This window comes from Luteibacter sp. HA06, from assembly GCF_054061215.1.
Window position 1 is genome coordinate 2,727,004 of sequence record NZ_JBSSDZ010000001.1, and the last position, 13,134, is coordinate 2,740,137.

General features: G+C 63.6%; 9 protein-coding genes. 8 read left to right on the top strand and 1 reads right to left on the bottom strand.

Features of this window, described 5'->3' with window-relative positions:
• Positions 1 to 70 precede the first annotated feature (70 nt).
• A complete protein-coding gene (locus ACVWWJ_RS12615; RefSeq protein ID WP_456968134.1) occupies positions 71 to 2,446 on the top strand; it encodes a phosphoketolase family protein in 2,376 nt (791 codons plus the stop codon).
• Positions 2,443 to 3,477, top strand: a complete 1,035-nt coding sequence (locus tag ACVWWJ_RS12620) for an acetate/propionate family kinase (protein WP_456968135.1) — start codon at positions 2,443 to 2,445, stop codon at positions 3,475 to 3,477. Before ACVWWJ_RS12615 ends, ACVWWJ_RS12620 begins: the two co-directional genes overlap by 4 nt.
• Before the next feature lie 162 nt (positions 3,478 to 3,639).
• On the opposite strand, the gene ACVWWJ_RS12625 is transcribed toward ACVWWJ_RS12620, so the two are convergent.
• Positions 3,640 to 5,157: a fumarate hydratase gene (locus ACVWWJ_RS12625; protein ID WP_456968137.1), complete on the bottom strand. Its 1,518-nt coding sequence runs from the start codon at positions 5,155 to 5,157 to the stop codon at positions 3,640 to 3,642.
• 116 nt (positions 5,158 to 5,273) lie between these two features.
• Here ACVWWJ_RS12625 and ACVWWJ_RS12630 point away from each other — a divergent pair, with 116 nt between their 5' ends.
• The 6 genes from ACVWWJ_RS12630 to ACVWWJ_RS12655 all read left to right on the top strand — a co-directional run bounded on the left by ACVWWJ_RS12630 (position 5,274) and on the right by ACVWWJ_RS12655 (position 12,858).
• Positions 5,274 to 6,248, top strand: a complete 975-nt coding sequence (locus ACVWWJ_RS12630; RefSeq protein WP_456968138.1) for a thioredoxin family protein — start codon at positions 5,274 to 5,276, stop codon at positions 6,246 to 6,248.
• Positions 6,249 to 6,564: 316 nt separating this feature from the next.
• Complete coding sequence (locus ACVWWJ_RS12635; RefSeq protein WP_456968139.1) at positions 6,565 to 7,176, top strand: PadR family transcriptional regulator; 612 nt, start codon at positions 6,565 to 6,567, stop codon at positions 7,174 to 7,176.
• The gene (locus tag ACVWWJ_RS12640) at positions 7,173 to 7,931 is read left to right on the top strand and encodes a siderophore-interacting protein (RefSeq protein WP_456968140.1); all 759 of its coding nucleotides are present in this window, start codon (positions 7,173 to 7,175) and stop codon (positions 7,929 to 7,931) included. The genes ACVWWJ_RS12635 and ACVWWJ_RS12640 overlap by 4 nt, the downstream gene beginning before the upstream one ends.
• A 96-nt stretch (positions 7,932 to 8,027) precedes the next feature.
• Entirely contained in the window at positions 8,028 to 9,512 is a 1,485-nt protein-coding gene (locus ACVWWJ_RS12645) for a hypothetical protein (protein ID WP_456968141.1), read from the top strand.
• A 110-nt stretch (positions 9,513 to 9,622) separates the two neighbouring features.
• The gene (locus ACVWWJ_RS12650) at positions 9,623 to 11,791 is read left to right on the top strand and encodes an AsmA family protein (protein ID WP_456968142.1); all 2,169 of its coding nucleotides are present in this window, start codon (positions 9,623 to 9,625) and stop codon (positions 11,789 to 11,791) included.
• A 170-nt stretch (positions 11,792 to 11,961) separates the two neighbouring features.
• The gene (locus ACVWWJ_RS12655; RefSeq protein ID WP_456968143.1) at positions 11,962 to 12,858 is read left to right on the top strand and encodes a DMT family transporter; all 897 of its coding nucleotides are present in this window, start codon (positions 11,962 to 11,964) and stop codon (positions 12,856 to 12,858) included.
• The last annotated feature ends 276 nt before the right edge of the window (positions 12,859 to 13,134 follow it).

Below are 13,134 nucleotides of genomic sequence, written 5' to 3' on the forward strand. Positions count from 1 at the left end.
TTTGTTCACGCCGGGACAATCCCCCGGCGCTTAGGCTGCTTGGCGACCCCGTCGCCTGGAAGTCTTCTTCATGACCGCAACGCTTGCGCCCGACCTCCTACGCCGCATGCACGCCTACTGGCGCGCCGCCAACTACCTCACCGTTGGCCAGATCTACCTCCGTGACAACCCCATGCTGGAGGAGCCGCTCTCCAAAGAGCACATAAAGCACCGCCTGCTCGGCCACTGGGGCACCACCACCGGCCTCAACTTCATCTACACCCATCTCAATCGCGCGATCGTCGAGCGCGACCTGAACATGATCTACGTCATGGGCCCCGGCCACGGCGGCCCGGGCGTGGTGGCGCACACCTACCTCGAAGGTTCTTACACCGAGATCTACCCGCATATCGACCGTAGCGTGGCCGGCATGCGCGAGCTGTTCCGCCAGTTCTCCTGGCCATACGGCATTCCCAGCCACGTGGCACCGGAAACACCGGGCTCGATCCATGAGGGCGGTGAACTCGGCTACTCGCTGTCACACGCCTTCGGCGCGGCCTTCGACAATCCGGACCTGATCGTGAGCTGCGTGGTCGGTGACGGTGAAGCCGAAACCGGCGCACTGGCTACCGGCTGGCATTCGAACAAGTTCCTTAATCCCGCGCGCGACGGCGCCGTGCTGCCGATCCTGCACCTCAATGGTTTCAAGATCGCCAATCCCACGGTGCTCGCCCGCATCGAACCGGAAGAACTGCGCGACCTCATGCGCGGCTACGGCTACGAGCCGCACTTCGTCGAGGGCCACGAGTTCGAGCCGATGCACCAGGCCTTTGCCGCGGCGCTGGATACCTGTCTGGACGAGATCAAGCGCATCCAGACCGAAGCGCGCGAGGGCAAGGCGTCGGAAGCGAAGCGTCCGCGCTGGCCGATGATCGTGCTGCGTAGCCCCAAGGGCTGGACCGGCCCCAAGGTCGTTGACGGCAAGCCCGTCGAAGGCACGTGGCGTGCACACCAGGTGCCTATCGACAAGTTCGATAACGAAGGTCACCTGAAGATCCTCGAAGACTGGATGAAGAGCTACGACGCGCACGAACTCTTCGACGAGCGCGGCCAGTTCCGCGAAGAATTCGCATCGCTCGCACCACGCGGCCAACGCCGCATGGGCATGAACCCGCATGCGAACGGTGGCCTGCTGCTGAAGCAGCTGCATATGCCGCACTTCCGTCCGTTCGCCGAAGACGTGAAAACGCCCGGCGACCACAAGGCCGAAGCCACGCGTGTGCTGGGCAAGTTCCTGCGCGGCGTGATGCAGCAGAACATGGAGACGTTCCGTCTGTTCGGCCCCGACGAAACCGCGTCCAATCGCCTCGAGGCCGTCTATGAAGCCAGCGGCAAGACGTGGATGGCCGAGTATGAGGATGTCGACGAGAACCTCTCGCCGGACGGTCGCGTCATGGAAGTGCTCAGCGAGCACCAGTGCCAGGGCTGGCTGGAGGGTTACCTGCTTACCGGCCGGCATGGTTTCTTCTCCTGCTATGAAGCCTTCATCCACATCATCGACTCGATGTTCAACCAGCATGCGAAGTGGCTGAAGGTCACGCGAAAGATGTCGTGGCGGCCGCCGATCGCCTCACTCAACTACCTGCTCAGCTCGCACGTGTGGCATCAGGACCACAACGGTTTCTCGCACCAGGATCCGGGTTTCATCGATCACGTGGCGAACAAGAAGTCCGAGATCGTGCGCGTCTATCTGCCACCTGATGCCAACTGCCTGCTCTCCGTGGCGGATCACTGCCTGCGCAGCCGGCATTACGTCAACGTCATCATCGCCGGCAAGCAGCCGGACTGGCAGTGGCTCGACATGGAATCCGCCGTGCGCCATTGCACGGCCGGCGCGGGCATCTGGTCGTGGGCCAGCCGTGGCGAGGAGGATCCCGACGTGGTGATGGCATCCGCAGGCGATGCGCCAACCGTCGAAGTCCTTGCCGCGATCATGCTTTTGCGCGAGTACGTGCCGGACATCCGCATTCGCATGGTCAACGTGGTCGACCTGATGTCGCTGGAAACGCCGGACGAGCATCCGCACGGCATGGACGACGACGTCTTCGACGATCTATTTACTAAGGACAAGCCGGTGATCTTCGCCTTCCATGGCTACCCTGGCATCATCCATAAGCTGACGTATCGCCGGCACAACCACGACAACATCCATGTGCGTGGCTACAAGGAAGAAGGCACGACCACCACCGCGCTGGACATGATGGTGCTGAACAACATGGACCGCTTCCAGCTAGCACTGGACGCGATCAACCGCGTTCCGCGGCTCGCGGGCGAACGCGAGAAGGCCACGCAGCGTTACTGGTCGGATATCCAGCGCCACAAGCTCTACGTCAGCGAACACGGCCAGGACCTGCCGGACGTACGTGACTGGCAGTGGAAGGCCGAGCCCGAGGAGGCCGGCGAGTGAGCATCGCCACGGGCCATGTGCTCGCTCTCAACGCCGGCTCGTCGTCGCTGAAGTACGGCCTCTATCGTGTCGATGGCGACACGTGCGAGGCCTTGCTTACCGAGAACACCGAGTCCGCGGGCAGCGGCAGCGACCCGGTCGCTACCATCGTCGGCACACTGCGCGATCGAGGGCTGCCCGCGCCGGATGCGATCGGGCATCGCCTCGTGCACGGTGGCCCGAACGTGCGCGCGCATGCGCGCATCGACGAAGCGCTCATGGTGCATCTGGATGAGGCGCGTGCCTTCGCGCCCTTGCATGTGCCGGCGGCGGTGCAGATGGTGAAGCGCTGCCGCGTGGCGTTTCCCGGCGTGCCGCAAGTGGCGTGCTTCGATACGGCCTTCCACGCAACCATGCCGGAGGTGGCCCGCACCCTGCCCCTGCCGGCGGACCTGCGAGCCGGCGGTATCGAGCGTTATGGTTTCCATGGGCTGTCGTACGAATCCATCGTGCGGCAGCTCGGCGATAACGTGCCTTCCCGACTCGTTATCGCCCACCTCGGCAATGGCGCCAGCCTGTGCGCGGTACTCGACGGCAAGTCCATCGATACGACGATGGGTTTGACGCCCACCGGCGGCATCGTGATGGGGACGCGTCCCGGCGATCTCGATCCTGGGGTGTTGCTCTACCTGATGCGCGAGCGCGGCTTCGATGCCAAACGGCTGGAGACCCTGGTCGATCGTGAGTCGGGGCTCAAGGGTTTGTCGGGCGGCACGAGCGATATGCGCGAGTTGCACAAGATGGATAACGCGGCGTCGCACCTCGCGCAGGATGTGTTCGTGCATGTGGCGCGCAAGCAGATCGCGGGGATGATTACGTCGCTGGGTGGTCTCGACCTGTTGGTGTTCACCGGTGGAATCGGCGAGAACGACGCGATCACCCGCGACGCGATCCTCGCCGGCCTGCAATGGATCGGCGATTTCGATTCCCGCGTCATCCCGACGGAAGAGGATGAGCAGATCGCGCGGCATACCTGGCAGCTGGCCCAATAACTTCCATATGTAGGCCTGGCTGCTCCATGTGGGCCTGGCTGCTCCATGTGGGCCTGGCTGCTCTATGTGGGAGCCGCTTCAGCGGCGATGCTCCTCAGTTTCATGAAGAGCATCGCCGCTGAAGCGGCTCCCACACACAGCCGGCCACAGAACAACCTGGCTTTAAACGACAACCACCGGGATCTTGCCGATGCGCGACTGCCATTCCTTCGGGCCGGAGATGTGCACCGACGAACCGGCGCTGTCGACTGCCACCGTCACCGGCATGTCCTTCACCTCGAACTCGTAGATCGCTTCCATGCCGAGGTCTTCGAAGGCCAGCACGCGCGAGGCCTTGATCGCCTTCGACACCAGATACGCGGCGCCGCCCACGGCCATCAGGTACACCGCCTTGTTGTCACGAATGGCGTCGATGGCCGTCGGCCCACGCTCGCTCTTGCCAACCATGCCGAGCAGGCCGGTCGTTTCCAGCATCTGGCGCGTGAACTTGTCCATGCGCGTCGCCGTGGTCGGACCGGCCGGACCCACCACTTCGTCCCGCACGGGATCCACCGGACCCACGTAGTAGATGAAGCGGTTGGTGAAATCGACCGGCAGCGTTTCGCCGCGGTTGAGCATGTCGATCATGCGCTTGTGCGCGGCATCGCGGCCGGTGAGCAGCTTGCCATTGAGCAGGATGGTCTCGCCCGGCTTCCAGCTCTGCACTTCCTCACGGGTGATGGTGTCGAGGTTCACGCGGCGACCCTTGGAGGAGTCGTAGGTGAGCTTCGGCCAGTCTTCCAGCGACGGCGGCTCCAGCGCGACCGGGCCCGAACCGTCGAGTACGAAATGCGCGTGGCGCGTGGCCGCGCAGTTCGGAATCAACGCGACCGGCAGGTTCGCGGCGTGGGTCGGATAATCCTTTACCTTGATGTCGAGCACGGTGGTCAGGCCACCGAGACCCTGTGCACCGATGCCGAGTGCGTTGACCTTCTGGTAAAGCTCCAGGCGCAGCTCTTCGGCACGGTTGGACGGACCACGGGCGATGAGGTCGACGATATCGATCGGCTCCATGAGAGCCTCCTTCGCCAGCAGCATCGCCTTCTCGGCGGTGCCGCCGATACCGATGCCGAGCATGCCCGGCGGGCACCAGCCGGCGCCCATCGTCGGCACGGTCTTCAGCACCCAGTCGACGATGGAATCGGACGGGTTCAGCATGGCGAACTTGGACTTCGCTTCCGAACCGCCGCCCTTCGCCGCGACGATGACGTCGAGCTTGTCGCCCGGAACGATCGTCACGTTGACCACCGCCGGTGTGTTGTCGCGCGTGTTCATGCGCTTGCCGGCGGGATCGGCGAGTACCGAGGCGCGCAGCTTGTTGTCCGGGTGGTTATAGGCGCGGCGCACGCCTTCGTTGACCATGTCCTCGACGCCCATGGTGGCGTCGTCCCAACGCACGTTCATGCCCACCTTGAGGAAGACCGTGACGATGCCGGTGTCCTGGCAGATCGGACGGTGACCTTCGGCGCACATGCGCGAATTGATCAGGATCTGGGCGATGGCGTCTTTCGCCGCCGGCGACTCTTCGCGCTCGTAAGCAGCGGAGAGGTTCCGGATGTAGTCGACCGGGTGGTAGTACGAGATGTACTGGAGGGCGTCTGCGACGCTCTGGATGAGGTCGTCCTGCTTGATCGAGGTCATGGCGCTACGGCTGGCTCGCGAGGCTGGCAAAGCACGGATTTTAGCGCACATGCCGGTGTAAGGTGCCGGCATGTCGGCCGGTCTACTCACGGCACCCAGAAAAACACGGAGTTTCCATGCGCCCCATCCGCCTCGCCTTCCTCGCCCTGTTCGTCGCCCTGGCCTCCCTGGCCGCGGCCGGTACGGCGACGGCTGCCCAGACCGCACCCGAATTCGCCGGGATCGCCAAGTGGCACAACTCGCCGCCGCTGACCATGAAGGGCCTGCGCGGCAAGGTCGTCCTGATCGACTTCTGGACCTACTCCTGTATCAACTGCCTGCGCACGCTGCCTCACGTCACGCACTGGTACGACCAGTACAAGGACAAGGGCCTGGTGATCATCGGCGTGCATTCGCCGGAATTCCCGTTCGAGAAGCAGGAGGGCAATGTCCGCGACGCGATCGCCCGCTTCGGCATCAAGTACCCGGTGGCCCAGGACAACGACCTGGAAACCTGGGACGCCTGGGACAACCAGTACTGGCCAGCCGAGTACCTGGTGGACCAGCGCGGCAATGTGGTTGCGCACCACTACGGTGAAGGCAACTACATGGACATGGAAAACGCCATCCGCACCCTGCTCGGCCTGCCGCGCCTAGCGGACGTCGCAGCTAGCAAGGAGACCGACAAGGACGCCCCGGACTTCACCCAGCTCGGCTCACCGGAGATGTATTTCGGCGCCGATCGCAGCGCGAACAACGCCAGCCCCGAAGGCAAGGACACCGGCACGCGCGATTACACAGCGCCTTCCCGCCTCGAACTCAACAAGTTCGCGCTGGTCGGACGCTGGGAAATCGGCCGCGACAACGCCAGCCTGGTCGGCGCCAGCGGTGAGATCCGCCTGCATTTCAAGGCAAAGATGGTCCACATGGTGGCCAGCGCGAACGACCCGATCACCGTCGAGGTGGCCGTGGACGGCAAGCCCCAGCCCCCGGTCACCGTGCAGGCGAGCAAGCTGTACACCCTGTTCGACGGCGACGGGTACAAGGATCACGTGCTGACGATCAAGATCCCGAAGGCCAATTTCCACGCGTTTACCTTCACCTTCGGCTAAGCCCAAGCCTTCCTGCGGGCGATCCAGCTCCCTGTGGGAGCCTCAGCTCCTTATGGGAGCCACAGCTCCTTATGGGAGCCACAGTTCCTTATGGGAGCCACAGCTCCTTATGGGAGCCACAGCTCCTTGTGGGAGCCACAGCTCCTTGTGGGAGCCGCTTCAGCGGCGATGGGAGCTCGCGAAACAGTTAGGAATCGCCGCTGAAGCGGCTCCCACATAAAGCGGCCCCCGCGCCCCCGAAACCTCGGGCTATTGCCAAGAGTGTTTCTTAAGATATATCGTACGATCACTACGTACGATACATCGGAGAACACCCATGCACTTTTTCCACCACGCCCGGGATCGCTTCCACGACAAGATGGCCGCTATGGCCATGGGCCGCGGCGGTCGCTTCGGCGGCAGCCCGTTCGGCTTCGACGACCGTGACGGCATGCGCGGAGGCCGCGGCGGCGGTCGTTTCGGCGGCGGCCGCATGTTCGGCACCGGCGACCTGCGCCTCCTGCTTCTGGCCCTGATCGAAGAACAGCCGCGCCACGGCTACGAGCTCATTCGCACCATCGAAGAGATGTTCGACGGCCAGTACAGCCCCAGCCCGGGCGCCATCTACCCGACGCTGACCATGCTCGAAGAGCTCGGCTACGCCCGCGTGGAAGCCGAGACCGGCGGCAAGAAGCTCTACGCCATCACCGAAGCGGGCAGCACGTTCCTCCGCGAAAACCGCGACACCCTCGAGGCCCTGACCGAGCGCCTGCAGGTGATGTCCCGCCACATGCGTCGCATGGGCGTGCCGAACGCCATTCGCGAGGCCATGCACACGATCAAGCACCAGCTCATGAACCATCACAAGAGCTGGGACGACGCCGAGACCAAGCGTGTCGCCACGATCATCGAAGCCGCCGCAAAGGCCATCGCGGAGCGCAACGCATGAGTGCGACCGAACGGCATGCCATCCAGCGCGTGCGTCATGAACTGAAGATGCGCCTGCTCGATGTGAAGCGGGTGACGCGCCTCACACCGCACATGGTTCGCGTCACGCTGACCGGCGACGACCTGAAAGGCTTCGTTTCGGCGTCGCCCGACGACCACGTCAAGGTGTTCCTGCCGGTCGAAGGCGGTGCGATCAACCGCCCGACCATGGGCCCGGACGGCCCGGTCTACCCCGAAGGCGTCACGCCCTCACCCGCCCGCGATTACACGCCCCGTCGATACGACGCTGCCAGCAACGAGCTCGACCTCGACTTCGTGCTGCACGGCGAAGGCCCGGCATCGACCTGGGCAGAGTCAGTGAAGGTCGGCGATAAAGTCGGCGTGGGTGGCCCGCGCGGATCGATGGTCATCCCCGACGATTACGACCACTACGTGCTGGTGGGCGATGAAACCGCCCTGCCCGCTATCGGTCGCTGGCTCGAGGAAATGCCTTCGACCACGCCGGTGACCGTGTTCGTCGAAATCGCTTCGCTCGAGGAGAGGCAGTCCCTCAAGCGGGACGTGCGCTGGTTCGTGCGCGGCGAGTCGCCTTCCATGGATGAAGCACTCGCGGCCCTGCCGGTCCCGCCCGGCGACACCTTCTGGTGGGTTGCCGTCGAGTCTATGCGTGCACGGACGCTGCGTTCGCTGCTGGTCGAGAAGCGTGGCATCGACAAGGACTGGGTGAAGGCGACGGGGTATTGGCAGGCCGATTGAACTAGCCTCACACTAAGAACCCAGGGCACACGGACGGCGTCGCGTATGAAGTTCATAGAGTGGCTGAATCGCTGGCGACAACGTTCCAATCCGACGATGTTCGCTCAGGAAAACCTTCTAGAGGACGTGCTGCGCTGGGTCCTTCTGAGCATCGACCCCCGCCTTTTTCGAAGCAATGCGCAGGTTCCGGTGAGAACCGTACTCAATGCGCTGAGCCCGACCTTTCTTGTCGACATCGATCAGCGTATGCGTTCCCATCGAAGGCGACGAGATGACGATCTGCCCAACGATTTACTCGATCGTCTGGCCAGACCTGATATCGATGATGCTACCCGCGAAGCCGGCCAGTTCCTCCTATCGATGCACTGGTCCGGCTATCTGCGTGAGCAAGCCCTACGCGAACTGGAACGACGTGGGTCGCGTCTAGCGCTGGCCGCAGCCCTTATCCGGTCGGCAGACTGGGTAGATTCAGTTCGCGAACTGGCGACGGATGTGGCGGAGAGACTCATCGATAGCTGCTCGGACGACGACGTTTTTGCCGTGATGCCGCTTGTCTTCCGTTTGCAGTCTCACACGCGCTTCGACCACGCTCGCGTGCATGGCAAGTTCGAAACCTGGCTGAGAAGCCGCGACAGACGCCTCGTGCGCGGTCTGCGCGAGGGCTATCCGCCTATGCGGCGCTGGTCCTTCGAGCTTCTTCTGGCGCGATCTGCAACGATTGATCCGTCTCTGCTGGAACTGGCCATCAACGATACGGATCCGACAATCGCCATGGTCGCCTTCCGCCTGCTGGACGATTTGCCCGAAGGAACGTGCCAAAGCCTGATCGCCATCGGCCTGGAAGCGAAGCACCCGCTCATCCGGCAATTCGCACTGCGAAGCATGGCGCGCGTTTCGCCTGCCGTACCCATCGACATACTTCATCGCGCCCTCTTCGACCGTTCGGCGGGAATGCGTTCGTTCGCCGCGCATACTCTGCGCGTCCAGTACAACGCGGATCCAGCCGATATCTGGCGCGCACGCATCGACGTAGGGGTCGCGCCACCCGCGGCGGCGCTGTCGCTCGCTGAACTGGCTTCCCCGGACGACGAGGCGCGCCTGCGGCGGCTCCTTGCGCATACGGATGCGCGCACACGTGCCGCGGCTCTGCGAAGCCTGGTAAAGATGGGGATGGCCGTCACGGACGATGCGTTCCTGCAAATTGCCGCGGATCCCAGTCGTCGCGTCTCAGGTGTTCTCGCCACGCTTTGCCGCAAAGGCGACATCCGTCTGGACCCTCACCGACTGCGCCTCATCTGGACCTCGCTGCCTGAGCGGGCGGCAGAGGTGCTCACGGCATTGCTCGATGCCCTGCCTGCCGGCGAGCGCGAGGGTCTGCTGCTCACGTTCGAGCCCGCTACGGAAGCCGCGCGGATGTGGTGGAACGGCATGCTCGCGGCGTGGTCAGCTCAGGCCCTGGGTTGGTGGGAACCTTCGACACAGCTGCATCGCCGACTTGAAGATCTGCTCACGCGGCAGGCTGCCGCGCTTGAAGCCCAGCTCAGGCAACGCTTTGAGCAGGCGGTATCTCCACGGGCCTGAGGGGTCGTCACACTCCGTGGACGTCACTTAACCGCGCCCCTCCATGAACACATAACCTTGTCGGCCCTCGGGTTACCTCTGTCACCGTTATGGGAGTGGAGGCGACACAGATGCGGCGTGGAAGGAAGATAGTGGCGTGGGTGGTGGGCATCTTTGTCCTGCTGATCATCGTGATCATTCTGTTTATCGCCCTGTTCGACTGGAACAGGCTGAAACCGACGATCAACGAGAAGGTTTCCGAGGCCATCGGCCGGCCCTTCGCCATCAATGGCGACCTTTCCGCGCACTGGTCGCGCGAGCCTGGCGAAGGCGGCCTGGTCAGCCTGATCCCGTGGCCGCACTTCACGGCGCTCGATATCACCGTGGCGAACCCAGACTGGGCGAAGACAAAACAGTTCGCCACGTTGCAGTCGCTGCAATTCCGCCTCTCGCCGTTTCCGCTTATCTCGCATCGCATCGTGGTGCCGGAGATTCGCCTTGGCCAGCCGAACATCGACCTGGAGCGGGTAAAGAACGGCGACAACACCTGGACGTTCAAGATGCCCGAAAGCACCGGGCCGTCCGAATGGCAGCTCGAGCTCAACGCCATCGCGTTCGATAAGGGTCACATCGACTTCAACGATGCCACCAACCAGGTCGCGATGGGTATCGACGTGACGCCGCTGGGCAAGGGCATTCCGTTCGACGAGATCATGGCGCAACAGGAAAAGGATTCCCGCGCGCAGGCCGCGAAGACCAACGGCGCGACGACGAAGACCATGGCCAAGTCTGGCGCGGACGAGAACGATCGGAAGGACCAGACCAAGCAGAAGCAGGTGTACCAGTTCCAGTGGGTCGCCAAGGGCACTTACAAGAAGTCGACTGTCGAGGCCAAGGCCAAGACGGGTGGCGTGCTCGCCCTGCGTGATGCGAACCGTCCCTTCCCGGTGCAGGCCGATGCGCGCTTCGGCGACACGCATATTGCCTTCGTCGGCACCTTGACCGATCCGTTGAGCGTGGGTGCGCTGGATATCCGCCTTTGGTTCTCGGGAACCAGCATGTCGCACCTCTACGACCTTACCGGCGTGACCCTGCCGGACACCCCGCCGTTCGCGACGGAAGGCCATCTCAAGGCTAACCTCAAGAAGGGTGCGAGCGTCTTCACCTATGACAACTTCACCGGGAAGGTCGGCGGTAGCGATCTCGGTGGCAGCCTCACCTTCAATACGGGCGGCCAGCGTCCCAGCCTGACCGGCAAGCTGAAGTCGAACCAGTTGCTCTTCACGGATCTCGCCCCGCTGATCGGCGGTGGTTCCAACGCCGAGAAGTCTGAGCGCGGCGATGCAGTTAAGCAGCCGGACGACAAGGTCATTCCGGTCGAGCCGTTCAAGACCGATCGCTGGAACGCCATGGACGCCGATGTTGAGTTCACGGGCGTGCATATCGTGCACGGCGATCGCCTGCCGGTCGATAACCTCTACACGCACCTCACCATGAAGGATGCCGTCCTTGCGCTGGATCCGCTGAAATTCGGCGTCGCTGGCGGTACGGTGGGCAGCAATATCCATGTCGATGGTTCAAAGACGCCGATGAAGGGGACGTTCAACATGGGCGCCCGCCATTTGAAGCTGAAGGAACTGTTCCCGAAGTTGGCACCGGGCGATACCACGCTGGGTGAGCTCAACGGCGACGCATCGCTCACGGCCGTGGGTAATTCGCCGGCTGCCCTCCTCGGCAGTTCGAATGGCGAGATCAAGCTGCTCATCAACGATGGCGCCGTGAGCAGCTCGCTGCTCGAGCTCGCTGGCCTGAATGTCGGTAGTTACGCGGTCAACAAGCTGTTCGGCGACGAAACGGTGAAGATCAACTGCATGGCGGCCGACCTGGTCACGACCAACGGTGACATGGACTCCAAGCTGTTTGCGTTCGACACCGAGAAGGCGCTGATCAACGTCACCGGCGACATCGACTTCAAGAGCGAGAAGCTCAATCTTGATATCGTCCCGCACACGAAGGGCTTCCGTCTGTTCTCGCTGCGCTCGCCGCTTTACGTGCACGGCACGATGAAGAACCCGTCCGTCGGCGTGCACCCCGGCCCCCTGATCCTGCGTGGCGGTGGCGCCGTGGCACTCGCAGTCTTCGCCGCCCCGGTCGCTGCCATCGCCGCCCTCGCGGTACCGGAAAGCGGCAAGGCAGACGCCACTCAATGCAAGCCGCTCCTGGACGATCTCAAGAGCGCCCCGCCCAAGGCCCCTCCCGCCGGCAAAACCCAGGCCCAGGCAGACGCCAAAAAGAAGTAACGCCGGCGCAAAAAATGTGGGAGCCGCTTCAGCGGCGATGCTCCTGCCCGCTGTGGGAGCCGCTTCAGCGGCGATGCCTTCGCCGCTGAAGCGGCTCCCACAGGGGCGAGAGGCATCGCCGATGAATCGGCTCCTACACAAGCGGGGCGTTTTACCTCAAGATTTGCGGCATGCTGCCCTCCCGCAAAGCCCATCTACAAATCCACTTCTGCGTCCTGCTCTGGGGCTTCACCGCCATCCTCGGCAAGCTGATCACCCTGGCGGCGCTGCCGCTGGTGTGGTGGCGCATGTTGCTGGTCTCGGTCACCCTGCTCTGCGTGCCTCGCGTATGGCGTGGCATACGTGCGCTACCGCCGAAGCTGCTGCTTTCGTATGCGGGCATCGGCGTTATCGTCGCCCTGCACTGGCTTACGTTCTACGGCGCGATCAAGCTCGCGAATGCATCCGTAGCTGCCACATGCATCGCGTTATGCCCGGTCTTCCTCGCCATCGTCGAACCCCTCGTCGCCAGGCGACGTTTCGACCCACGTGAGCTGCTGATCGGTGCAGCCGTGGTGCCGGGTGTTGCCTTGGTCGCCGGCGGTGTGCCGGGGGAGATGCGGTCGGGCCTGGCGGTCGGCGTGCTTTCCGCGTTGTTCGTCGCGTTCTTCAGTGCGTTGAACAAGCGCCTCGTCGACCAGGCGGATTCGCTGACCGTGACCTGTGTCGAACTGGGTACGGGGACTCTTTTCCTGACCGTGCTCGCGCCGTTCATGGCAACGCCGGCGTTCGTGCTGCCGAGCCTGCACGATGCCTCGCTCATCGCCGTTCTCGCCTATGGGTGCACGCTGCTCCCGTTCGCGCTCGCCCTGGCGGCGCTGCGCCACCTGACGGCCTTCGCCACGCAGATGGTGACGAACCTGGAGCCGGTTTACGCGATCGTCCTGGCGATTCCGTTGCTGGGCGAGCAGCGGGAGCTCGGGTGGACGTTTTACCTCGGTGTCGCGGTGATTATCGGCGCGGTGTTCATGCATCCGCTGTTGCATCGGGGCGAGGCTGCCGGGCCGTCGGATCTGGTCGCCCCGTAGCGCAATGGGCCGTGCACATGTGGGAGCCGATTCATCGGCGATGCTCTTTGCCGCTGCCGCGGCATCGCCGATGAATCGGCTCCCACAATTACCGACCTGACGTTACCGATGAATCGGGTTCTGCAGTTACCGCCGGCCGCCTCGGGAGGCGATGGTGCGTTGGCGCCGCGCGCGTTGCGCTGGGGACCGCGTGCTGGCCTTTTTCTGAGGTGACGAACGCTTCGCTCGCAGTTGCGGGCTGGATGTATTCACGGGGTACTCCGGAAACAGGACCGG